Raw genomic sequence first — 22261 nt, forward strand, 5'->3', positions numbered from 1 at the left:
TCCTTCTGTCCCCCCTTTTAGAGCAAGAGCGAGAACCCACCATGAACGTGCTCAAGAGCCTGAGGGCCGGGCTCGTCTCCGCCGCCGCGGCGAGCGCCCTGCTGCTCTCCGGCTGCGCGGGCGGCGCGACGTCGTCCTCCTCGTCCGCCGACGCCGGCCCCCCCGTACGCGGCGGCGACCTCGTGGTCGCGGTGCCGACCGACCCGCAGTCGCTGGACATGGTCGCCAACCCCGGCCAGGTCACCGCCCACATCGGCAACATGCTGTACGAGAAGCTCTTCGAGGTCGACAAGACCTTCACGGCCAGGCCGATGCTGGTCGACACCTACAAGCGCAGCGACGACCGGCTCACCTACACCTTCGAGCTGCGCGCCGGTGTCACGTTCCAAGACGGCGCCCCGCTCACCGCCGCCGACGTGGTCGCCAGCCTGGAGCGCTGGCTGAAGAGCCACGTCACCGGCCAGCAGGTGGCCGCCGACGTCAAGAGCCTCAAGGCCACCGGCGACCGCACGGTCACGCTGGAGCTGAAGAAGCCGCGCTACCCGCTGATCGACGAGCTGGCCAGCCCCGGCGCGGAGATCTACGAGGCCAAGAACCTCAAGAACGTGCCGGCCACCGGCTTCGCCAAGGAGGGCGCGGTCGGCACCGGGCCGTACAAGCTGAAGAGCTGGGACATCGGGCAGCAGGTCGTGCTGGAGCGTTACGACGGCTACAAGTCGCGCACCGAGGAGGACTGGGGCGGCCAGGCCGGCGCCAAGCACGCCTACCTCGACACGGTCACCTACAAGGTCGTCGCCGACCAGGACGCCGTGGTCAACGGCCTGCAGACCGGCCAGTGGGCGCACGCCATGCCGGGCGACGACCAGTACACCCCGCTGAAGAACAACCCCGCCGTGGTCGTGTCGAACCTGGCCGGGGCCAACCAGAACGTGCTGATCCCCAACTTCAACAAGGGCTCCAAGTTCTCCGACGTGCGCGCCCGGCAGGCGCTCAACCTGCTGATGGACAAGCCCGCGCTGAACGCCGCCACCGGTGGCGGCCCCGACCTCACCGTCGAGGTGGGCGCGCTGGTCTCGCAGGACAACAAGGGCCTGTACTCCACCGCCGGCGACGACGTCTACAAGCAGCACGACCCGAACCGGGCCAAGGAGCTGTTCGCGCAGGCCGGCGTCAACGCCGGTGACACCGTGCGCATCCTGACCTCCAGCAGCTACCCGCAGTTCAGCCAGTGGGCGGTGCTGCTGCAGGACCAGCTCTCCAAGATCGGCATCAAGACGAAGATCGACACCTACGACTTCCCGACGATGCTCGGCACGATCACCAAGGACCCCGGCGGCTGGGACGTCACCACCCTGTTCTTCAACGCCGCGCTCACCTCGCCCTCGCAGATGCCCGCGCTGACCCTGGGGGCGTTCAACGGCTCCGGCTCGCCCGAGATGGCCAAGCTGATCGAGGACTACAACGCCGCGACCTCCCCCGAGACCGCCAGGACGCTGATGGACCAGCTCCAGGCGTTCGTGTGGCAGCAGTTCCCGGTCATCACGATCAGCCAGTCGAAGCTGTACGCCGCCTACTCGCCCAAGCTCAAGGGGTACGACACGTTCTACCGCGTGTTCTGGAACTCCTGGCTGCAGAAGTGAGGGGGGAACATGGCGGGACTCCTGCTCCGGCGGCTGCGTGACCTGGTCGTCATCCTGCTGATCGTGGGCACGATGATGTTCTTCGTCATCCGCCTGATCCCGGGCGACCCGGCCATCGCCATCCTCGGCCCGACGGCCAGGCCGCAGGACGTCGAGGCGCTGCGGCAGAGCATGGGCCTGACGGGCTCGCTGTGGGAGCAGTACCTGAGCTGGCTCGGCAACGTGGCGGGCGGCGACTTCGGCTCGTCGATCACCTACCACGCGCCGGTGGTGGGGGTCGTGGCCGAGCACTTCGTCCCGACGCTGACCCTGGCGGTGCTCAGCACCGTCCTCAGCTTCGTCGTCGCGGTGCTGGTCACCTCGTGGAACGCGGTCTCGCCGCGCAACCCCGTGGCCCGCGCGCTCAACCTGCTCTCCTCGCTCGGCATGGCGATCCCCGACTTCTGGATCGCGCTGATCCTGGTGCTGGTGTTCGCCGTGTCGCTGCGCTGGTTCCCCTCCAGCGGGTACGCCGACCTGTTCGCCGATCCGGTCGCCGGGGTGCCGATGCTGGTGCTGCCGGTGGTGTGCCTGGTCATCGGGCAGTCGGCGCTGTTCACGCTGACCCTGCGGGAGAGCGTGCTCGGCGAGCTGCCCCAGACGTACCTGCGCACCGCGCGGGTCAAGGGCCTGTCGGAGCGGCAGGTCATGCTCAGGCACGTGCTGCCGAACGCGCTCATGCCGCTGATCACCCAGCTCGGCAGCAATTTCGCGATGATGGTCGGCGGCATCGTGATCATCGAGTCGATCTTCGTCATCCCCGGGCTGGGCTCGTTGCTCATGGGCGCGGTCTCGACCCGGGACTTCCCGCTCGTCCAGGGCGTGACGCTGTTCGTCGCGCTGATGTTCGTGGTCGTCAATCTGGTCGTCGACCTGTCCTACGCCCTCCTCGACCCCAAGGTGCGTGTTTCGTGACTTCCGAGGCCGTCGCCGGGCGCGTCGGGACGGCCGGGCGGCCCTCCGCGGCCTCCCGCGCCTGGCGCCGCAACCGGGTGCTGATCACCGCCGCCGCGCTGCTCGTCCTGGTCGTGCTGGCCGTCGTGCTGCTGCCGGTGGTCCTGCCGGACGCGAACGCGACCGACCCGGTGCACCGGCTGCTGCCACCCTCGGCCGACCACCTGCTCGGCACTGACTCCTACGGCCGGGACGTGCTGAGCCGCCTGGTCTCCGGCGGCCGGGCCTCGCTCGGCCTCTCGGCGCTCATCACGCTCTGCGCGGCGTTCACCGGCATGGTGATCGGCCTGGTCAGCGGCTTCTACCGGGCCGTGGACGCGATCGTCATGCGAATCATGGACGCCTGGATGTCGTTCCCGGCGATCATCCTGGCCATGGCGCTGGCCATCGGGCTCGGCGCCAGCATCTGGACCGAGCTGATCGCGCTGACGGTCATCTTCACGCCGTTCACGGCCCGGGTGATCCGCAGCCGGGTGCTCGGCGTGGCGGCGCGGCAGTACATCGGGGCGGCGCGGGTGTCCGGCATGCGGCCGGCGAAGATCCTGTTCGTGCACGTGCTGCCCAACGTGCTGCCGCTGGCGCTGGTGCAGGTCGTGATCCTGTCGGCCTCGGCGATGCTGGTGGACGGCGCGATGAGCTTCCTCGGGCTGGGCATCGCGCCGCCCACGCCGACGTGGGGCAACATGATCGCCGAGGGGCGGTCGTACCTGACGCAGGCGCCGTGGCTGATCGTGCTGCCGGGTGCGGCGATCATGTTCTGCGTGCTGCTGCTGAACCTCATCGGGTCGAGCATGCGCAACGTGGTGGACGCGCGTGCCCGGTCGATGAGCGAGCTGCAGAAGCTGCGCACCCGGCGTCCCGCACGGTGACGGCGGGCGCGTGCGGGGACTCCCGGCGATCGCCGGGAGTCCCCGCGTCCGCGTCAGGGGGTCCAGACGCCGTCGGCGCGCACGTCGCGGTCCAGCCACAGGTCGGCCAGGGCCGCGCGCACCTGCGGGCCGTGCTCGCGCCACAGCCGCAACGCGCCCAGGTTGTCCTCCAGCTGGGCCGTCCTGCTCACCCCGAACAGCACGTTGGCCACCGCCGGGTGCTCCAGGCAGAACACGATCGCGACCTGGGCGGGCGTCGCGCCGAACTCGGCCGCGACCCGCGCGACGGCGTCCGCGGCCTGCCTGACGGCCTCCCGGATGCCGCCCGGGTCCGCGCCGATCTTCCGTTCGGGGAACTTCCTGCCCACCAGGATGCCGCCCTCGAAGACGTCGCTGGCCTGCAGCGCCAGGGCCCCGGAGGCGAAGTGCCGGCCGTAGAAGCCGCCCTCGGCCATCGAACGCCGGGCGATGCTGTACTTGAGCTGGGCGAAGCTCGGCGGCGTGAGGCCCTCCTCGGCGGCGAAGCTCAGCGCGAGATCGACGTCCTCGGCGATCCAGTTGTTGACGCCCCAGCTCGTGAAGCGGCCGGCCGCGATCTGCTCGGCCACGTCGGTCACGATCCGCCGGATGTCGGGCCGCTGCATGTAGTCGCCGACCACGACGGTCTCGGCGCTCTCGACGCCGACGCGCTCGAAGCTGACGTCGAGCTGCTCGCGGAAGCCCGTGCGCGGGTACTCCCACAGCCACAGTTTGCCGCAGAGCTGCCAGTCGTCCCGGCTCGCGCCCGCCTCGCGCACCGCCCGGCCGAAGATGAGGTCCGTACGGGCCTGCTCGGCGTGCGGGCCCATGTTGTAGTGGGCGACGTCGAAGAGGGTCACCCCGGCGTCGAGGGCCGCCCTGATCAGGGCCACCGCGTCGCCGAACTCCATGCGGTCCCAGGTGTTCCAGGAGCCCAGCCCGAACAGGGACGTCGTCGTGCCGCCCGGTCCGAGACGCCGCGCCGGAACCCGCTGTGTGTCGCTCACGTCGATCCACTCCCTGCCGGATGAAGCCTTTTTTGTCTACGCTTGTATAATAATAAACCCAGGACGCCCGCGCAGCCCCGTCTGCGAAGGCCCGCACCGAACAGGAACCCCCACATGAGCGAACCTGTCGTTCCCAGGACCGTCCTCGTCACCGGCGGCGCGAGCGGCATCGGCCGCGGCGTCGCCGAAGCCTTCGCCGCGGCGGGCGACCGGGTCGTCATCGCCGACCTCGACGAGGCGCGGGCCAGGGCGGTCGCCGCCGAGCTCGGCGCCCACCACGTCCAGGTGGACGTCGGGGACGCCGCCTCCGTCGAGTCCGCCGTCGCGGCCGTCGCCGCCGCGCACGGCGACATCGGCGTGCTGGTGAACAACGCCGGGCACACCGCGGGCGGCGGCCCGCTCATCGGGCTCGACGTGGACGTCTTCGACGCCTGCGCCCGGGTCAACTTCCGCGGCACCTTCCTGATGACCCGGGCCGTCGGGGCGCACATGGTGGAGCGGGGCGTACGCGGCTGCATGGTCAACATCTCCTCCATCGGCGCCCGCCAGCCCACGCCCGGCCTCGGCCACTACGAGGCCACCAAGGCCGCCATCGACGCCCTGACCCGCTCGGCCGGCATCGAGCTGGCCCCCCACGGCATCCGCGTGAACGGCGTCGCCCCCGGCCCGGTGCTCACGCCGATGACGGCCATGTTCGCCACCGACGACGCGGCCAGGAAGGCGTGGGAGGCCCGGATCCCGCTGGGCTCGATCGCCCAGGTGGCCGACATCGTGCCCGCCGTGCTCTTCCTGGCCTCCGACGGCGCCCGCCACATCACCGGCGTCAGCCTCCAGGTGGACGGCGGCCAGCTCCTGGCCTGACCCGGCGGCGGGGCCGGGCCGCCACCCGGCCCCGCCCATCAGTCCAGGGACACCCCGTCGCGCAGGTGGACGACCCGGCCCGCGGTCACGGTGGCGTCGACCGCGACCTGCGGCAGGTCCGCCGGGGCGACCTCGAGGGGGTCGCGCTCCAGCACGCAGAAGTCGGCGGCCTTGCCCCACTCCAGCGACCCCTTCCACGCCTCCGCGCCGTCCTGGACGGCGGGCGCGGTGGTGTAGCAGCGCAGCAGGCGGGCCATCAGCCGGGGGCGCGGCGCCCGTTCGCCCAGCAGCCCGCACGCCGCCGCCACCTGCGCCCGCCAGTCGGGCGTGGTCACCGGCCCGTCGCTGCTCAGGGTGAACGTCACCCCGCCGGCCAGCAGCTCCTGCAGCGGCCAGGCCGTCCCGGCGACCTCCGGGCCGAGCGCGCCGGCCACCCAGTCGGCGGTGGCGGCCGCGATCATCGGCTGCGTGGTGAGGCCCATGCCGAGCGCGGCCATGCGGGCGATCTGGGCGGGGTTCACCAGGTCGCCGTGGATGACGTAGTGCCGCCTCCCGGCCCCGCGCTCGCCCGCCGGTTCGGCCGCCAGTTCTGCCACTGTGTCCACGAACGCGTCGATGGACCGGTCGCCGGTGGCGTGCACGCCCACCTGGAGGCCCGCCCGGTGCGCCAGCCGGATCATGGTGCGCAGGTTGTGCTCGCGCGCGGCGTCGTCCGCCCCCGCGACCAGCAGCGATCCGTGGCCGCCGGAGGTGTAGCGGTGACAGGTCCAGGCCGAGCCCATGGGCGGGATGCCGTCAGCGAAGATCTTGAGCCCGGTCACGTTGAGCCAGGCGGGGTCGGTGCGGGGGAGGGGCGCGTCCAGGCCGGCGGCGACGTCCTCCAGGGTGCTGGGGCCGTCGAGGGCGCCGAACAGCCGCAACGCGGTCACGCGTGCCCGCAGCTCGCCCTCCTTCGCCAGCGTCGCGTAGGTGTCCAGGACGGCCTGCGAGAAGCAGCCGGTCTCGCCGTCGTCCTCGCCGGGGCCGAGGCCGGGCTCGGTGTAGCTGGTGATGCCGAGCGAGGCGCAGATCTGCCCGGCGCGCAGGATGGCGGCCCGCCTGGACTCCTCGTCGGCCAGCAGCCGGCCCTGGTGGGCGGCCAGGCCCTGCTCGCTGATCAGCGTGTCCGGCCAGACCGCTCCCAGCCAGGTGGCGTGCAGGTGGGAGTCGTTGATGCCGGGCAGGACCGTGCGGCCGGCCAGGGAGAGCACCCGGGTGCCGGGCCCGGCGTGCGCCAGGGCCTCCTCGTCCGTCCCGACCGCCACCAGGCGGCCGGCGCGCGCCGCCAGGCCGCTGGCCCGCCCGTCGCGGGCGTCGAAGGTGAGCACGTTGCCGCCGACCGCCACGAGGTCCGCGTACTCGTCCGCTGACACCGGGTTCCTCCTGAGGGGCTGTAATTGTTTGTCAACGAGTGTAGATTAACCACACTTAACGGTCGAAAGCCACGAAGGTGACCATGCCTACGAGAACCGCCGCCGCCGTCCTCACCGAGCACGGCAAGCCCCTCAGCCTTCAGGACGTACCGCTGCCCGACGCCGTCGAGCCCGGCGCCGCCCTGGTGCGCATCACGTGCACCACCCTGTGCGGCACCGACGTGCACCTGTGGGCCGGCCAGATGACCTTCCCCGGGATGTTGCCGATGATCCTCGGCCACGAGATGGTGGGCGAGGTCGTCGAGGCCGGGCCCGGCACCACCGACGCCCTCGGCCGCCCGATCGGCGCGGGCGACCGCATCGGCTGGTCGGAGTCCACCTGCGGCCACTGCTACGGCTGCGCCGTGCTGCGCCAGCCGGTCGCCTGCGCCAACCGCGGCTACGGCTTCACCCAGCGCGCCGACCGCCCCCCGTACGCCACGGGCGGCCTGGTCGAGTACTGCTACGTGACCCCGGGCGCGGCCAAGCTGCTGCTGCCCGCCGACGTCAAGGACACCTGGGCCTCGATGTCGGGCTGCGCGGCCAAGACCGTGCTGCGCGCCGTGGACCGGGCCGGCGGCATCAGGACCGGCTCCACCGTGGTGGTGCAGGGCGCGGGCGCGCTCGGCATCTTCGCCACGGCCGTCGCCAGGATCGCCGGCGCGGGCACCGTCATCACCGTGGGCGGCCCGGACGACCGGCTGGCCGCCGCCCGGCGCTTCGGCGCCGACGCGACCGTCTCGACCGACCTGGGCAAGGACGAGCGCGTCGCCCGGATCAGGGAGCTGGCCGGGGAGCGCGGCGCGGACTACGTGTTCGACCTGGCCGGAGCGCCGACCGTGGCCGAGGAGGCGGTCGCGGTGGCCGCCCAGCGCGGCACCGTCGTGATCGTCGGCTCCACCGGGTTCGAGCTCGCGCCCGTGCCGCTCGGCGCGGTCATGGGCAAGGAGCTGACCGTCGTCGGCTCGCTCAACGGCGACATCGCCGACTACCACCGCTCGATCGAGTTCTTCCAGACCTTCGCCGCCCGCATGCCGTGGGACGAGCTGTTCAGCGAGCCCGTCGGCCTGGCCCAGGCCACCGCCTGCGTCGAGTCGATGTCCAGGCTCGGCCAGATCAAGGCCGTCGTCGACCCCCGCCTGCCCTAGGAGACCCATCGTGCAGACCATCCCGCGCCGCCGCATCGGGCGCACCGGACCGGAGACGGGCGTGCTCGCGCTCGGCTCCTGGCACACCTACGACCGCATGGACTTCCACGACGCGGTCGCCATGATCCGCGAGGCCGTGGACCACGGCATCGACCTGTTCGATGTCGGCGTGTACGGCTTCCCCGGCATGCCGCCCGTGTTCACCGACGTGATCTTCTCCGCCCTGGTGCGCGCGGCCGGCCTGCGCCGCGAGGACTACCTGCTCTCCTCCAAGCTGTGGCTGGAGGGCTACCCGGAGCACAGCCTGCGCGACCAGCTGCTCAACGCCCTGTTCCGGGCCGGCGCCGACCACGCCGACCTCGTGGTGCTGGGCGACCTGCGGCACGACGGCGTGGACCTGCACCGGCTCGTCCTCGACCTGGCCGGCCTGGCGAAGGAAGGGCTGATCCGCAGCTGGGGCGTCAACAACTGGTCGGCGTCGAACGTGCAGACGCTCATCGACGCCGCCGCCGGCGAGGGCGTCGAGGGCCCGGCCATCGCGCAGCTGAAGTACAGCGTCTCGCGCCGCTCGATCCCCGACGGCGCGCCGTTCGCCCGCATCTTCGCCCAGGGCGTCACGCTGCAGTCCTCCGACGTGCTGGAGGGCGGCGTGCTGCTGGGCAAGGGCGTGGACCGGCAGGTCGGCCGCGACCCCGGCGGCATCAGGGAGCGCATCGCGGCCTCGGCGGCCGAGCTGGCCGCGATCGCCGCCGACCTGGACGCCACCCCGGCGCAGGTGTGCGTGGCCTTCACGCTCACCCACCCGGCCAACACCACCACGCTGTTCGGCGCGACCAGCCTGGAGCAGCTGCGCGACAACCTGGCGGCCGTGGAGCTGGTCGAGCGGGTCGGCGCCGAGGAGCTGCGGGCCCGGGTGGCGCCGCTGTGGGCCGACCGGGACGCCGTCGATCCGGAGGGTCCGTGAGCACGCCGCCGAGCAGGGGGTACGAGGGCTTCGGCGGCACGGCCCGCGAGCTGGCCTCGCAGTCCACGCCCTGGTGGCCGCGGCCGCGGCGGGCGCGTCCCGGGGCGCCCAACGTGGTGGTCGTGCTGGTGGACGACCTGGGGTTCAGCGACCTGTCGCCGTTCGGGTCGGAGATCGACACGCCGCACGTGCAGGCGCTGGCCGAGTCGGGCTACCGGTTCACCAACTACCACAGCACCCCGCTCTGCTCGCCCTCCAGGGCCGCCCTGATGACCGGGCTCAACCCGCACCGGGCCGGGTTCGCGATGGTGGCCCACGTGGACCCGGGCTACCCCGGCTACCGGATGGAGATCCCGCGGGAGGTGCCCACGCTGGCCGAGTCGTTCCGGGCCGGCGGGTACGCGACGTTCATGGTCGGCAAGTGGCACCTGACCATCGAGTCCAAGCTGCACGACGGCGCCGACAAGAGCTCCTGGCCGCTCCAGCGGGGTTTCGACCGCTACTACGGCTCCATGGACGGCTTCACGTCCCTGTTCCACCCGCACCGCCTGATCAGCGACAACGGCCCGATCCCCGACGAGGGCTTCCCGGACGACTTCTACCTGACCGACGCCCTCACCGACCGCGCCATCGGCATGATCAACGGCCTGCGCGCCAACGACGCCGACAAGCCGTTCTTCCTCTACTTCGCCCACCAGGCCGTGCACGGCCCGGTGCAGGCCAAGCCGGCCGACGTCGCCAAGTACCGTGGCCGCTACGACGCGGGCTGGGCCAGGATCCGCGAGGAACGCTTCGCCCGCCAGCTCCGCGACGGCCTCTTCCCCGAGGGCACCCGCCCCTCGGACCCGGACCTGGCGCCGTGGGAGGAGCGCACCGAGCTGTACGCCCGCCACATGGAGGTCTACGCCGCCGCCGTGGACGCCGTGGACCAGAGCCTCGGCCGGCTGGTCGAGCACCTCAAGCGCATCGGCGAGTACGACAACACCGTCATCGTCGTCACCAGCGACAACGGCGCGACCGGCCGAGCCGGCACCGCTCGCAGTACGTCGAGAGCGGCGGGCAGCGCGGCTACTTCGAGGACCACTACAAGCTCATCGCCCCGCACCTGCCCGGCACGCCGTTCACCGACGACGGCTGGGAGCTGTACGACATCGCCCGCGACCCGGCCGAGACCACCGACCTGGCCGCCGAGCAGCCGGAACGGGTGGCCGACCTGGCCGCGAAGTGGCGGGCGGCGGCCTGGCTCAACACGGTCTTCCCGCTGGCCGACACGCCGGACATGCTCAACACCCGGCCGCCGGCCGAGCTGGCGCTGTCGGAGCCGGTCACGATCCACCCGGGGACCCCGGTGCTGGAGCGGTTCCGGTCGAGCAGGCTCACCGCCCTGCGGTCGTTCACGATCGAGGCGTGGCTGGAGCGGCAGCCGGGTGACGAGGGCGTGATCGTGGCCCACGGCGACCAGGGCGGCGGCTACGTCCTGTACGTCGAGGACGGCGAGCTGCGGCTGACGTACAACGCCTACGGCGTGCCGGTGCGGGCGGCCGGCCCGCTCCCGGCGGCCGGGCCGGTGACCGTCACGGCCCGCTTCACGGCGCTGCCGGAGGTGCGCTGGGACATCGAGGTGCTGGTGGACGGCGAGCCGGCGCTGGCCGTCGAGCGGGTCCCGCAGCTGGTGGGCATGGCCCCCTTCACCGGCATCAGCGTCGGCTTCGACTACGGCGGCCCGGTGGACTGGGAGCTGCACGAGCGCCGGGGCGTGTTCCGCTACCGGCGCGGCCTGGACCGGGTGCGGTACGTCCCGGGGGAGAAGGCGCCCTACAACCCGGAGATCATCGCGCTGGCCGAGGACCTGGCGCAGCGCGCGATCGAATGACGGCTCACAGGTGGTAGGCGTACTCGCCGAACTCCCAGTCGGTGACGTGCCGCTGGAAGCGGGCGACCTCGTCGCGCTTGTAGGCCAGGAAGGCGGCGGTGAAGTCCTTGCCGAGCAGCTCGGTGAGCTCGCCGTCGGCCTCCAGGGCGTCCAGGGCCTCGGGCAGGGTCATCGGCAGCACCGGGGCCTTGGAGGCGTCGTAGCCGTACCCGACGAGCGGCGCGGGCGGCTCCTCGGCCGCCCGCACGCCCAGCAGCGCGGCGGCCGCGGTCCCGGCGACCAGCAGGTACGGGTTGGCGCTGGCGTCGCCGAGCCGCAGCTCGAAGCGGGCGCCCGCGCCGCGCTCCGGCGGGACGCGGAGCATCGCGCTGCGGTTGTCGAGCCCCCAGTCGACGAGCCAGGGGGCCAGCGTGTCGGGGCCGAACCGCTTGTAGGAGTTGACCGTCGGGTTGGCCAGCGCCGCCAGCGCGGGGGCGTGGGCCAGCACGCCCGCGATCGCGTGCCGCGCGGTCGCCGACAGCCCGTACGGCGCGGCCGGGTCGTCGAAGGCGTTGCCGCCGTCCTCGCCCAGGCACGACAGGTGCAGGTGGAAGCCCGACCCGCCCTCGTCGTTGAACGGCTTGGCCATGAACGTCGCCAGCCTGCCCTCCACCCGCGCCAGCTCCTTGACCGCCGCCTTGAACCAGAAGGCCCGGTCGGCCGCGTCGAGGGCCTCGGAGTGCCGCAGGTTGATCTCGAACTGGCCGCTGCTGAACTCGTGGTTGCCCGCCGTCACGCCGAGGCCGAGGTCGCGCAGGTGGCGCAGCGTGCGGGTGAGGTGGCCGTCGGGGTCGCCGCGGCGGCCGGCGGTGTAGACGTTGCCGGTGGCCTCGGCGTAGCGCTGCCAGCCGCCCGCGGGGGCCGGGTCGCACAGGAAGTACTCCAGCTCCGGCCCGACGACCGGGCGCAGGCCCTGCTCGGCGCACCGGGCCAGCACGGCGCGCAGCAGGTCGCGGGGCGACTCGGGGGCCGGTGCGTCGGTGGCCGGGTCGACGACGTCGCCGTGGCACCAGGCGACGCCGGGCTCCCACGGCAGCGGCGCGAGCGTGGCCAGGTCGGGCACGACGGCGATGTCGGGCAGTCCCGCGTCCAGGCCGCCGCTGATGTCGGCGGTGCCGCCGCGCGGGGTGGAGTGGTAGACGGCGCGGCAGAAGGCGAGGCCGTGACCGAGGGCGTCGGGCAGCGCCTCCAGCAGGACGTCGCGGGCGCGGTCGGTCCCGGTCAGGTCGGGGTAGGTCACGCGGACCACGTCGACGCCCCGCTCGGTCAGGCGGTCGATGTGCTGCTGCACCGGTCTCTCCTTGGGTCGTTTGACGCCAAACGTAACGGGCGCGTATTGGCTGCCGCAAGAGCTGTTGACCGATCGGCCTGGATGTTCATATTTTATTTGGAACCAAACGAGTTCCAGGAGGACCATCTTGGCCGGCGTCCGCGGCTACTTCCACCCCAAGACGGCCACGGGCCGCTCGTCCCTCGTCCCGGAGCCGCCCTGGCACTACTCCGGCGACCTGCTCACGATCGAGTACCGCACCGACCCCGACCGGGTGCGTGAGCTGCTGCCCGAGCCGCTGGAGCTCGCCGCCGAGGACCCGGGCGCGGTCGCGCTCATCTGGGCCGACTGGCAGTCCTGCGCCGCCTCAGGCGAGGAGCTGCTGGACCCGGTGCGCTCGCAGTACAAGGAGGCCTTCGCCGTCGTCCGGTGCTCCTACCGGGGGCGGACCTACTCCAGGTGCGTCTACATCTGGGTGGACAAGGACTTCGCCCTCGCCAGGGGGCTGCACCAGGGCTATCCGAAGAAGCTGGGGTCGATCCACCAGACCAGGCCGCACCCGTACGGCCCCGCGCCCCGCATCGAGGCGGGCGCCCGGTTCGGCGCGACGCTGGCCGCCGCCGACCGCCGCCTGGCCCAGGCCGTGGTGACCCTGCGGGAGCCGTCGCCGCACAACGGGTTCGTCAACGGCCACCCCATGGCCCACCACCGCTGGCTGCCCGCCATCGGCAAGGGCGGCGGGCTGGCGCTCGACGAGCTGGTCGAGTCCGGCGCCGCCGCCTTCGAGGCCGGCCAGGCGTGGGCGGGCGAGGCCGAGCTGGAGCTGTTCGACGCCCCCACCGAGGAGCTGTCCCGGCTGGCCGTCCGCGAGCCCATCGGCGCCTACTTCCGCCAGGTCGGCGTGGTGTGGGACGGCGGCACGCTGCTGGAATCCGGCACCTCCGGCGCGCACTAGCCCCTTGAGATTGGAAGCACCCGACATGTCCGAACAGATCACCGTCGCCGGGGTCACCGTCGACACCCGCCACTGGATCGGCGGCCGGCGCGTCGCCTCCGCGCGCACGTTCACCGACCTCTCGCCCATCGACGGCGCCGCGCTCGGCGAGATCGCCCGCGGCGGCCCCGACGAGGTGCACGCCGCCGTCACCGCCGCCCAGGACGCCTTCCCCGGCTGGGCCGCCACCCCGCGCGCCGGCCGGGCCGCCGTGCTGCGGGCCGTCGCCGACGGCGTCGAGAAGCGGCTGGAGGAGCTGGCCGCCGTCGAGACCTGCGACAACGGCGCCCTGCTGCGCTCGCACCGCCGCGGCGTCATGCCCCGCGTGGCGCACAACTTCCGCTTCTTCGCCGACTGGCTGGAGAGCCTCGGCCACGACGACTTCGACACCCGCGGCCACGCCAACCACGTCTCCTGGGACCCGGCCGGCCCCTGCGCCCTGATCACGCCGTGGAACGCGCCCCTCATGCTGGCCACCTGGAAGATCGCCCCCGCGCTCGCCGCCGGCAACACGGTGGTGCTCAAGCCCGCCGAGTGGTCGCCGCTCACCGCCTCCCTGCTGGCCGACATCGCCGCCGCGGCCGGGCTGCCGGACGGCGTGCTCAACGTCGTCCAGGGGTTCGGCGAGGAGGCCGGGCAGGCTCTGGTCGAGCACCACGGCGTGCGCCGCGTCAGCTTCACCGGCTCGGTGCCGACCGCGCGGCGCATCGCCCGCTCGGCCGCCGCCAACCTCACCCCGCTCAGCCTGGAGCTGGGCGGCAAGTCGCCGCTGCTGGTCTTCGCCGACGCCGACCTCGACCTCGCCGTGGACCTGGCCGTCGAGCAGTACGACAACGCCGGGCAGGTCTGCCTGGCCGCCACCCGGCTGCTGGTCGAGGCGCCGATCGCCGGGGAGTTCGTCCGGCGCTTCACCGAGCGGGCCGCGGCCCTGGTCCAGGGCGACCCGCGGGACGAGGCCACCGACGTCGGCCCCAACATCCACCCGCGCCAGGTGGAGAAGATCGACGGGTTCGTCCGCCGGGCCCTCGCGGCCGGGGCCCGCGCCGTCATCGGCGGCGAGCGCGGGGACGGCCTGTACTACCGGCCCACCCTGCTCACCGACGTGGCACAGGACAGCGAGATCGTCCAGGAGGAGGTCTTCGGCCCGGTGCTCACGCTCCAGACGTTCGAGACCGAGGAGGAAGCCGTCCGGCTGGCCAACGACACCCGCTTCGGCCTGGCCGCCACCGTCGCGACCGGTGACCGCGAGCGCGCCCGCCGGGTCACCGAGCAACTGGTCGCGGGCACGGTCTGGGTCAACTGCTTCTTCGTGCGCGACCTGCGCGCGCCCTTCGGCGGCTCCCGCGAGTCCGGCGTCGGCCGCGAGGGCGGCACCTGGAGCTTCGACTTCTACTGCGACCTGAAGAACACCGTCACCGCGCCGAAGGGCTGGAACGACCATGGGTGAGATCGTCGGGGCGGGCCTGCTCGCGCACGTGCCCACCATCGTGCTGCCCGAGCGCACCCGGCTGGAGCTGAACGAGGGCAAGGAGATCAGCCTCGTCACCGGCCTGCGCGAGCTGCGCAGGGACGTCTTCGAGCGCGACGACTACGACACCGTCGTGGTGCTGGACTCCCACTGGGCCACCACGGTCGAGTTCGTGGTCACCGCGCAGGCGCGCCGGGCCGGGCTGTACACCTCCGAGGAGCTGCCGCGCGGCATGTGCCGGATGCCGTACGACTTCCCCGGCGACCCCGAGCTGGCCCGCAGCGTGGCCTCCTTCGCGGGCCGGCACGGCACCTGGATCACCCCCATCGACGACGAGTACCTGCCGATCTACTACGCCACCACCAACCTGTGGAAGTACCTCGGCGAGGGCCTGCCCGCCAAGCGCTGGGTGAGCATCGGCGTCTGCCAGACCGGCGACATGGAGGACCACCTGCGGCTCGGCCGCGCGCTGGCCGACGGCGTCGCGGCCACCGACCGCCGGGTGCTGGTGATCGCCTCCGGCGCGCTGTCGCACACGTTCTGGCCGCTGCGCGAGCTGCGCGACCACGAGTCCAGCGACCCGCGGCACGTCTTCACCCCCGAGGCCCGCGCCGCCGACCTGCGGCGCATCGAATGGTTCCGGCAGGGCCGGCACGACGAGGTGCTGCGCACGATGCCGGAGTTCCGGACGTACAAGCCCGAGGCCCGCTTCCACCACTACGTCATGCTGGCCGGCGCCCTCGGCGAGGAGCGCTGCACGGCCCCCGCCCGCCAGTACGGCGAGTACGAGAACTCCGTCGGCACCGGCCAGGCCCTGCTCTGGTTCGACCGCCCGTCCGGCGGCTGGACCGCACCCCGACAGGAGAACGCCCATGCCTGAGTACCGCCGCGTCCTGCTGGACGGCGCCGTCACCGAGACCGTCCGCGACGGGGACGAGCTCGTCGCCGCGGACGGCCGCCGGATCGGCGCCGACGAGGCCGCGCACCTGCCGCCGGTCGTCCCCACGAAGATCATCGCGGTGCACCTCAACCACCGCAGCCGGGTCGAGGAGTTCCGCACCCGGCTGCCGGACGCGCCGACCTACTTCCACAAGCCCACCTCCTCGCTCAACTCCCACCGGGGCGCGGTCGTGCGGCCCGAGGGCTGCAAGTGGCTCAACTACGAGGGCGAGATCGCCATCGTCATCGGCCGGACCTGCCGCAACATCGCCCCCTCCGAGGCCGGCGCGCACATCGCGGGCTACACCGTGGCCAACGACTTCGGGCTGCACGACTTCCGCGACACCGACGCCGGCTCCATGCTGCGCGTCAAGGGCTCCGACACGCTCTGCCCGCTCGGCCCCGGCCTGGTGACCGGCTGGGACTTCCGCGGCAAACGCCTGCGCACGTACGTCAACGGCGAGGTCGTCCAGGACGGCAACACCGACGAGATGACCTGGGACATGCACTACCTGGTCGCCGACATCGCCCGGACGATCACCCTCTTCCCCGGCGACGTGCTGCTGTCGGGCACCCCGGCGGGCTCGCGGCCCGTCCGGCCGGGGGACGTCGTCGAGGTCGAGGCCGAAGGGCTCGGCCGGCTGACCAACCACGTCGTGACCGGGCCGGTGCCGATCCGCTCCGACGTCGGCGCGCAGCCGACGGAGTCGGAGGAGGTGCGCTCGACCGCGCTCGGCGGCGACTGGGAGTTCCGCGGCGTCCGCCCGCCGCGCCGCTCGTGAGCCGCCCGTGAGCCGCCCGGGGCGGCGGACGGCCGCCCCGGGCGTTCACAGGGGGTGGCTGAGGATGCGGCGGCCCTCGTCGCGGAAGCCGCGCTTGCCGTAGTAGGCGAACAGGTGGCTCACGTCGGCGCCGTTCGGGGCGATCACGACCTCCAGGGCCGTGCAGCCGCGGGCGGCGGCCCACCGGCGGCTGTCCTCGATCAGCTGCTCCGCCTCGCCCCGCCGCCGCGCCTCCGGCGCGACGAACAGGTCCTCCAGCTCGGCGTACAGCCCCTGCTCCAGCCCGAACGTGGTGGTGGTGATGCCGAACGCGACCAGCCGGCCCGCGCTCTCGCTCACCGCCACCCGGACGCCGGGCTCGGCGATCAGCCTGGCGAGGTTGGCCTTCAGCGTCTGCGCCGGGGTGGTGAAGCCGTCCTCGGCGTAGAAGGCGACGGCGAGGTCATGGAGTGCGGGCAGGTCGTCAGGGACGGCGGCGCGGATCATGGCAGCCATGATGCCCCGACTCGCGGACGAGCGCGTCGAACAGGGCTTGCTGGGCCGGATCACGGTGGGCGGTGTCCTCGGGATGCCACTGCACGGCGGTGAACCAGCCGGGCGCGCCGCCGTGCTCAAGGGCCTCCACCGTGCCGTCGGCGGCGTGCGCGGCGGGGGACAGGCCGTCGCCGAGCCGCTCGACGCGCTGGTGGTGGAAGCAGGACGCCTCCATCTTCGCCGCGCCGGTCGCGCGTTCCAGCAGGGTGCCGGGGCGCAGCGACACCGGGTGCACGACGTGCCGGTGGCCGCCCTCGGGGCCGCCCATGTCCTGCTCCAGCGTGCCGCCGAGGGCCACGTTGACGACCTGCAGGCCGCGGCAGATCGCCAGCGTGGGCAGCCCGGCGGCCAGGGCGTGGCGGGCCAGGGCCAGGTCGAAGGCGTCCTGGTCGTCGTCCACGTCGTAGACGTCCTCGTGGGTGTCGGGGGCGCCGTAGCGGTGGGGGGCGACGTCGCCGCCGCCGGGCAGCAGCAGGCCGTCGAACCTGGCCATCCGGCCCGCCACGTCGTCCGCGGCCGCCGGATGGATGGTCGCCGGTTCGCCGCCCGCCCGCCACACGGCCTCCACCAGGGCGCGGGCGCTCACCTCGGCGGCGTACCGCAGGGCCGAGGCGGTGGCGGAGAAGCGGGCGGGGATCGCGATCAGGGGTCTCACAGCTGGATCCAGGTGGTCTTGAGCTCGGTGTACTTCTCCAGCGCGTGCGCCGACTTGTCGCGGCCGTTGCCCGACTGCCGCATGCCGCCGAAGGGCACGGTCAGGTCGCCCTCCTCGTAGCAGTTGACCCAGACGGTGCCCGCCCGCAGCGCGCGGGCGATGCGGTGCGCGGTGCCCAGGTCGGAGGTCCACAGGCCGGCCGCGAGACCGTACTCGGTGTCGTTGGCCAGGCGGACGGCCTCCTCGACGTCGTCGAAGGCCAGCACGGACAGCACCGGGCCGAAGATCTCCTCCCTGGCCAGCCGGGAGCCGGGGTCCACCCGGTCGAAGACGGTGGGTTCGAGGTAGGCGCCGCCGGTGCCGGCCAGGATGCGGCCGCCGCCCGTACGCAGCCGCGCGCCCTCGGCGAGACCCGCCTCGACGTGGCCGCGCACCCGTTCCAGGTGGGCCTCGCCGACCAGGGCGCCCATCTCCGTGGCCGGGTCGAGCGGGTCGCCGACGCGCAGCGCGCGGGCCCGGGCGACCACGGCCTCCGTCACCCGGTCGGCCACCGACCGGTGGACCAGCAGGCGGGACGGCGCGGTGCACATCTCGCCCTGGTTGAAGAAGACGCCCCAGGCGGCGGTGGCCGCGGCGGCCTCCAGGTCGGGGGCGTCGGGAAGGATGATGTTGGGCGACTTGCCGCCCAGCTCCAGCCACACGCGCTTGAGGTTGGAGTCGGCCGAGTAACGGAGGAAGTGCCGTCCGACGGCGGTGGAGCCGGTGAAGGCCAGCACGTCCACGCCGGGGTGCAGGCCGAGCGCCCGCCCGGCGGTGGGGCCGTCGCCGGCGACCACGTTGAGCACGCCCGGCGGCAGCCCGGACTCGGTGGCCAGCCGCCCCAGCTCCAGGGCCGACAGCGGCGACAGCTCCGACGGCTTCAGCACGACGGTGCACCCCGCGGCCAGGGCGGGGGCCACCTTCCACGAGGCCAGCGTGAGCGGGAAGTTCCACGGCACGACCGCGCCGACGACGCCGGCGGGCTCGCGGGTGACCAGCGCGAGGGCGTCGGCGGGCACGTGCGGGGCCTCGTCGGCCAGTTTGCCGGCCAGCTCGCCGTACCAGCGGAAGGTGGTGATCGCGGCGCGCAGCTCGATGTCGTGCGCGTCGGTGATCGGCTTGCCCATCTCCAGGCTGACGAGCAGCGCCAGGTGCTCGCGCCGCTCCTCGATCAGGGACGCCAGCCGCACCAGCGCCCGCCCGCGCTCGGCGGGCGCCATCCGCGGCCACGGGCCCGAGTCGAACGCCCGCCGCGCCGCCGACACCGCGAGCCCGACCTCCGCCTCGCCGCCGTCGGCCACCTCGGCCAGCACCCGGCCGTCGCGCGGCGAGCGCACCGTGAAGGACGCGCCGCCGGGCTCGTCGGCGCCGTCGACGTGGTGCGCGGACGGCGGCGTGACCGCCGCGGCCCGGCTCAGCCATTCCTCGTGGGTCACGACGTGCCCCGCTCGCCGGCGGCCACGTGTTGTTCGGTGGCGAACGTCTGGTCGAGCGTCGGCATGTCGCCGTTGACCGGCATCGTCGGCCCTTCTGTCGCGGACGGGTGCTCCGAAAATGTACGGTCCCAAACGATCGGCCGTCAATGGCCTGCCGCCGCGCGCGGGGAACCGGGCCCGGCGGCCCGCTCGTTGGCCGGTCGTCACCCTTCCGTGGAGGATCCTTGTTACGACTCGCCTGCCTCGCGCTCGTCGCCGCGCTGACCGCCGGGTGCACCGTCGCCGACACCGGCCCGCCGGCCTCGCCGGAGGAGACCGAAGAGGTCATCGACGACGAGCCCGACGGCGGGTCCGACGACGGGTCCGACGCCGCGGCCCAGGACGGGTCCGCCCGCATCGCCGTCTGCGTGGACACCGGCACGCAGACCAGGGCCGACTACCGCCCGTGCGAGGACGAGCGCCGCGGCTACGCGTGGTACTTCTACGCCGGCGACGCCACCGTCCCCGCGGTGGGGAAGCGGGCCGACGGCGGCACGTACGAGGACCCCGGGGACGACGAGCTCACCAAGGCGTCGCCGCAGGGCGGCCCCGGCGCCGAGACGGCCATCGAGACGCCCTCGGAGTGGGTCGAGGTGTGCGTCGCGAAGCCGTCCCGGCGGCGCGTGGTCAACAACTTCTGCGAGGACCGGCAGGGCGGCTACGGCTGGTACTACATCGCCATCGACGGCCGCGTGCCGCCCGTCGGCGAGCGGGCCGACAACGGCGCCTTCAGGTTCTACGGCGGCGACAGCTACCGGGCCCGCGAGTCGGGCGGCGACGCGGCGGACGCCGCGATCGGCTACGAGGAGACCGTCGAGGAGTGACCCCCGCGGGCCGGCGGTTCGCGGGGACGGCAAGGCGGGCCGGCGGTTCACGGGTTCGCCCGGTCAGCCCGAAGGAGGGCCGGCCGCTACCTGGGGCCGCCGGAGAGCCCGCGGGCGTTGCGGACGACCTTCGGCGGCCGGCCGCCGAACAGCTCGCTGACCGTGACGAAGCGGTAGCCGCGGGCGGACAGGCCCTTCAGCACCCGCGGGAGGGCCTTGACCGTGGTCGGGTGGATGTCGTGGAACAGGATGACGCTGCCGGGGCGGACCCGCTTGAGCGAGACGCGGGCCACTCTGGCGCTGTCGCGGTAGCGCCAGTCGAGGGTGTCCACGCTCCACAGGACCAGCGGCCGGTGCGCCTGCCGCCGCACGTCGCGGTCCGTCGCACCGTACGGGGGGCGTACCAGGCCGGGCACGACGCCCGCGGCGGACTTCACGGCCTGGTCGGTGCGGGCGAGCTGGGACCTGATCGCGGCCGGCGACAGCCTGGTCAGGTCGGGGTGGGACCAGGTGTGGTTGCCCAGCTCGTGCCCCGCCTCGGCCGTGCGGCGCACCACGTCGGGGTAAACGCCGACGTTCCGGCCGACGACGAAGAACGTGGCGTGGGCCCGGTACTTCGCCAGGTGGCGCAGCAGCGTCCCGGTGTAGGGGCCCGGGCCGTCGTCGAAGGTGAGCGCCACGCACTTGACCTTGCGGCAGTCGGGCTTGTCCGCCTCGACGGGCTCGGCGGGCCTGGCGGGCTCGGCGGGCTCGGCAGGCCCGGTGGGCTCGGCGGACGGCCCGGTCCGGTCCGGCCGGTGGCCGGGCTTGTGGTCCGGCTTGTGGCCGGGCCTGTGGTCGGGCTTCGGCGCGGGGGAGGCCGACGGCGCCGGGTGCGTGGGGGAGGGCGTGGGGCCGGCGGGGGTGGCCCCGGTGAGCGCGGTCGTGACGGCCAGTGTCGCCGCGGTCATCCCGATACCGGACAGGTACCGCTTCATGCCGCCGTTCATGACGTTCCCCCTCATGCACCGCCCCCGGTGCGTCATCCCCTGAGAACGGCCCAGAAGGACCGTTCCACAGAGTTGGACACCAGATCCGCCCGCAAGGTTCGCAAGAGTGCTCCGGATGAAGGTTTCTCCCATGCTCATGGGGCAGAGGTGTCCGCACGTGACAGCACAGACCGTTCAATGAAGAAGCTGACGCCTTGTCAGGCACGGGAGGCATCGAGGATGCGGAACGGCCGGACCAGTACGACGCTCGCCCTCGCGGGGCTCCTGCTCGCCGGATGCGCCTCCGGTGGCGGCGGCGCCCAGCCGGCGGACGGCCCGCGGCAGGCCGAGGGCCCGGTGGCCAAGCTGGCGATCACCCCGGCGGACGGCGCCGAGAAGGTCGCCCCCGACACCGGGATCAGCGTGCGGGTCACCGGCGGCAAGGTCACCAAGGTGACCGTCGCCGACGCCAAGGGACGCCAGGTGACCGGCTCGACGGCGGCCGACGGCGCCTGGCGGCCACGGTGGCCGCTGCGGCCGGCGACGTCGTACACGGTGAGCGCGCAGGCCACCGGCGCCGACGGCAAGGCCGTCACCGGGCGGTCGTCCTTCACCACGCTCAAGCCCAGGAAGGCCCTGCAGAGCGGCATGTCGCCGCTGGACGGCGAGAAGGTCGGCGTCGGGATGCCGGTCCAGCTCCTGCTGTCCCACCCGGTCACCTCCAGGCAGGCCCGCGCGGCGATCGAGCGCTCGCTGGTGGTGGAGATGTCCGAGCCGGTCGAGGGCGCGTGGAGCTGGGTGAGCGACCGCGAGGTGCAGTTCCGGCCGCGCGAGTACTGGCCGGTGGGTGAGAAGGTCAAGGTCGTCGCCCATCTGGCCGGGCTGCGCGCGGGCGAGGACCTGTGGGGGACCAGGGACCGCAGCCTGTCCTTCACCGTCGGCCCCCGGCACGTCACCAAGGTGGACGCCGACCGCCACCGGGCCGTCGTCACCGCGGACGGCAGGGTCGTCCGGACGATCCCCGTCAGCCTGGGCAAACCCGGCGACGACAGCTACTCCGGCATCATGATCGCCCAGGAGAAGGCCGCGGAGACCGTCATGGACTCGGCCACCATCGGGGAGCCGGGCGAGTACCGGATCAAGACCAAGTGGAACGTCCGGATGACCTACAGCGGCACCTTCTTCCACGCCGCGCCCTGGTCGACCGGCGCGCAGGGCAACTCCAACGTCAGCCACGGCTGCGTCAACGCCAGCCCTGCCGACGCTCGCTGGTTCTACGACTTCACCCAGCGCGGCGACGTCATCGAGGTCAAGGGCACCTCGCGCAAACTCCGGTTCGGCAACGGCCCGACCCCGTGGGCCAAGTCGTGGACGGAATGGCTCGCCGGCAGCGCCACGGGCAAGCCCGTGACCGGTTAGACCCCCATCTGAGGGCAGGACCTGCGCGAAC

At 73.2% G+C, this 22261-nt stretch carries 21 protein-coding genes; 14 read left to right on the forward strand and 7 right to left on the reverse strand.

Annotation, left to right across the window (positions count from 1 at the left end; genetic code table 11):
* Positions 1 to 41 precede the first annotated feature (41 nt).
* From AB0J76_RS30275 to AB0J76_RS30285, 3 genes are read left to right on the forward strand one after another with little or no spacing between them, the layout of a single operon-like run.
* Positions 42 to 1640, forward strand: coding sequence for an ABC transporter substrate-binding protein (locus AB0J76_RS30275; protein ID WP_352329437.1), 1599 nt, complete (start codon positions 42 to 44; stop codon positions 1638 to 1640).
* 9 nt (positions 1641 to 1649) lie between these two features.
* Entirely contained in the window at positions 1650 to 2594 is a 945-nt protein-coding gene (locus AB0J76_RS30280) for an ABC transporter permease (protein ID WP_352329439.1), read from the forward strand.
* Positions 2591 to 3502, forward strand: coding sequence for an ABC transporter permease (locus AB0J76_RS30285; protein ID WP_352329441.1), 912 nt, complete (start codon positions 2591 to 2593; stop codon positions 3500 to 3502). The genes AB0J76_RS30280 and AB0J76_RS30285 overlap by 4 nt, the downstream gene beginning before the upstream one ends.
* 53 nt (positions 3503 to 3555) lie before the next feature.
* Here AB0J76_RS30285 and AB0J76_RS30290 read toward each other — a convergent pair whose 3' ends face one another.
* Positions 3556 to 4527, reverse strand: a complete 972-nt coding sequence (locus AB0J76_RS30290; RefSeq protein ID WP_352331489.1) for an aldo/keto reductase — start codon at positions 4525 to 4527, stop codon at positions 3556 to 3558.
* A 114-nt stretch (positions 4528 to 4641) separates the two neighbouring features.
* On the opposite strand from AB0J76_RS30290, the gene AB0J76_RS30295 reads away from it, so the two are divergent.
* Positions 4642 to 5388, forward strand: coding sequence for an SDR family NAD(P)-dependent oxidoreductase (locus AB0J76_RS30295; protein ID WP_364391229.1), 747 nt, complete (start codon positions 4642 to 4644; stop codon positions 5386 to 5388).
* Between the two features lie 38 nt (positions 5389 to 5426).
* Here AB0J76_RS30295 and AB0J76_RS30300 read toward each other — a convergent pair whose 3' ends face one another.
* A complete protein-coding gene (locus tag AB0J76_RS30300) occupies positions 5427 to 6800 on the reverse strand; it encodes an amidohydrolase family protein (protein ID WP_352326633.1) in 1374 nt (457 codons plus the stop codon).
* 83 nt (positions 6801 to 6883) lie between these two features.
* On the opposite strand from AB0J76_RS30300, the gene AB0J76_RS30305 reads away from it, so the two are divergent.
* Genes AB0J76_RS30305 through AB0J76_RS30320 form a run of 4 tightly spaced genes read left to right on the forward strand, consistent with a single transcriptional unit; the run spans position 6884 to position 10824 of the window.
* On the forward strand, positions 6884 to 7987 hold the full coding sequence (locus AB0J76_RS30305) for a zinc-binding dehydrogenase (protein WP_352326634.1): 1104 nt from the start codon (positions 6884 to 6886) through the stop codon (positions 7985 to 7987).
* Positions 7988 to 7997: 10 nt separating this feature from the next.
* Entirely contained in the window at positions 7998 to 8951 is a 954-nt protein-coding gene (locus tag AB0J76_RS30310) for an aldo/keto reductase (RefSeq protein ID WP_352326636.1), read from the forward strand.
* Entirely contained in the window at positions 8948 to 10393 is a 1446-nt protein-coding gene (locus AB0J76_RS30315) for a sulfatase-like hydrolase/transferase (RefSeq protein ID WP_352326637.1), read from the forward strand. The genes AB0J76_RS30310 and AB0J76_RS30315 overlap by 4 nt, the downstream gene beginning before the upstream one ends.
* The gene (locus AB0J76_RS30320; protein WP_352326639.1) at positions 10300 to 10824 is read left to right on the forward strand and encodes a hypothetical protein; all 525 of its coding nucleotides are present in this window, start codon (positions 10300 to 10302) and stop codon (positions 10822 to 10824) included. Before AB0J76_RS30315 ends, AB0J76_RS30320 begins: the two co-directional genes overlap by 94 nt.
* Positions 10825 to 10828: 4 nt before the next feature.
* Here AB0J76_RS30320 and AB0J76_RS30325 read toward each other — a convergent pair whose 3' ends face one another.
* A complete protein-coding gene (locus AB0J76_RS30325; protein WP_352326641.1) occupies positions 10829 to 12154 on the reverse strand; it encodes a glutamine synthetase family protein in 1326 nt (441 codons plus the stop codon).
* A gap of 127 nt (positions 12155 to 12281) precedes the next feature.
* On the opposite strand from AB0J76_RS30325, the gene AB0J76_RS30330 reads away from it, so the two are divergent.
* Genes AB0J76_RS30330 through AB0J76_RS30345 form a run of 4 tightly spaced genes read left to right on the forward strand, consistent with a single transcriptional unit; the run spans position 12282 to position 16316 of the window.
* A complete protein-coding gene (locus tag AB0J76_RS30330; RefSeq protein ID WP_352326642.1) occupies positions 12282 to 13088 on the forward strand; it encodes an acetoacetate decarboxylase family protein in 807 nt (268 codons plus the stop codon).
* A 25-nt stretch (positions 13089 to 13113) separates the two neighbouring features.
* On the forward strand, positions 13114 to 14574 hold the full coding sequence (locus AB0J76_RS30335; RefSeq protein ID WP_352326643.1) for an aldehyde dehydrogenase: 1461 nt from the start codon (positions 13114 to 13116) through the stop codon (positions 14572 to 14574).
* Entirely contained in the window at positions 14567 to 15475 is a 909-nt protein-coding gene (locus tag AB0J76_RS30340; RefSeq protein WP_352326645.1) for a 3,4-dihydroxyphenylacetate 2,3-dioxygenase, read from the forward strand. The genes AB0J76_RS30335 and AB0J76_RS30340 overlap by 8 nt, the downstream gene beginning before the upstream one ends.
* Entirely contained in the window at positions 15468 to 16316 is an 849-nt protein-coding gene (locus AB0J76_RS30345) for a fumarylacetoacetate hydrolase family protein (RefSeq protein ID WP_352326647.1), read from the forward strand. Before AB0J76_RS30340 ends, AB0J76_RS30345 begins: the two co-directional genes overlap by 8 nt.
* 45 nt (positions 16317 to 16361) lie before the next feature.
* On the opposite strand, the gene AB0J76_RS30350 is transcribed toward AB0J76_RS30345, so the two are convergent.
* From AB0J76_RS30350 to AB0J76_RS30360, 3 genes are read right to left on the reverse strand one after another with little or no spacing between them, the layout of a single operon-like run.
* The gene (locus AB0J76_RS30350; RefSeq protein ID WP_352326648.1) at positions 16362 to 16802 is read right to left on the reverse strand and encodes a GNAT family N-acetyltransferase; all 441 of its coding nucleotides are present in this window, start codon (positions 16800 to 16802) and stop codon (positions 16362 to 16364) included.
* Complete coding sequence (locus tag AB0J76_RS30355) at positions 16780 to 17505, reverse strand: gamma-glutamyl-gamma-aminobutyrate hydrolase family protein (protein WP_352326650.1); 726 nt, start codon at positions 17503 to 17505, stop codon at positions 16780 to 16782. The genes AB0J76_RS30350 and AB0J76_RS30355 overlap by 23 nt, the downstream gene beginning before the upstream one ends.
* Entirely contained in the window at positions 17502 to 18980 is a 1479-nt protein-coding gene (locus AB0J76_RS30360; protein WP_352326652.1) for an aldehyde dehydrogenase, read from the reverse strand. Before AB0J76_RS30360 ends, AB0J76_RS30355 begins: the two co-directional genes overlap by 4 nt.
* A 224-nt stretch (positions 18981 to 19204) precedes the next feature.
* On the opposite strand from AB0J76_RS30360, the gene AB0J76_RS30365 reads away from it, so the two are divergent.
* Positions 19205 to 19843 carry a hypothetical protein gene (locus tag AB0J76_RS30365; RefSeq protein WP_364391241.1) on the forward strand — a complete coding sequence of 213 codons (639 nt, stop codon included), beginning with the start codon at positions 19205 to 19207 and terminating at the stop codon, positions 19841 to 19843.
* A gap of 86 nt (positions 19844 to 19929) precedes the next feature.
* Here AB0J76_RS30365 and AB0J76_RS30370 read toward each other — a convergent pair whose 3' ends face one another.
* A complete protein-coding gene (locus AB0J76_RS30370) occupies positions 19930 to 20832 on the reverse strand; it encodes a polysaccharide deacetylase family protein (protein WP_352324577.1) in 903 nt (300 codons plus the stop codon).
* Positions 20833 to 21051: 219 nt separating this feature from the next.
* Between AB0J76_RS30370 and AB0J76_RS30375 the strand changes: the two genes are divergently transcribed.
* Positions 21052 to 22230, forward strand: a complete 1179-nt coding sequence (locus AB0J76_RS30375; RefSeq protein WP_352324578.1) for an Ig-like domain-containing protein — start codon at positions 21052 to 21054, stop codon at positions 22228 to 22230.
* Positions 22231 to 22261: the final 31 nt, after the last annotated feature.

The sequence above is a fragment of the Nonomuraea sp. NPDC049624 genome (assembly GCF_040675255.1).
Lineage (GTDB): Bacteria > Actinomycetota > Actinomycetes > Streptosporangiales > Streptosporangiaceae > Nonomuraea.

Coding starts and splice junctions, on each gene's coding strand:
- AB0J76_RS30275 (WP_352329437.1), top strand. CDS start 42: ATGAACGTGCTCAAGAGCCTGAGGGCCGGGCTCGTCTCCGCCGCCGCG.
- AB0J76_RS30280 (WP_352329439.1), top strand. CDS start 1,650: ATGGCGGGACTCCTGCTCCGGCGGCTGCGTGACCTGGTCGTCATCCTG.
- AB0J76_RS30295 (WP_364391229.1), top strand. CDS start 4,642: ATGAGCGAACCTGTCGTTCCCAGGACCGTCCTCGTCACCGGCGGCGCG.
- AB0J76_RS30305 (WP_352326634.1), top strand. CDS start 6,884: ATGCCTACGAGAACCGCCGCCGCCGTCCTCACCGAGCACGGCAAGCCC.
- AB0J76_RS30335 (WP_352326643.1), top strand. CDS start 13,114: ATGTCCGAACAGATCACCGTCGCCGGGGTCACCGTCGACACCCGCCAC.
- AB0J76_RS30340 (WP_352326645.1), top strand. CDS start 14,567: ATGGGTGAGATCGTCGGGGCGGGCCTGCTCGCGCACGTGCCCACCATC.
- AB0J76_RS30345 (WP_352326647.1), top strand. CDS start 15,468: ATGCCTGAGTACCGCCGCGTCCTGCTGGACGGCGCCGTCACCGAGACC.
- AB0J76_RS30350 (WP_352326648.1), bottom strand. CDS start 16,802: ATGATCCGCGCCGCCGTCCCTGACGACCTGCCCGCACTCCATGACCTC.
- AB0J76_RS30370 (WP_352324577.1), bottom strand. CDS start 20,832: ATGAACGGCGGCATGAAGCGGTACCTGTCCGGTATCGGGATGACCGCG.
- AB0J76_RS30375 (WP_352324578.1), top strand. CDS start 21,052: ATGCGGAACGGCCGGACCAGTACGACGCTCGCCCTCGCGGGGCTCCTG.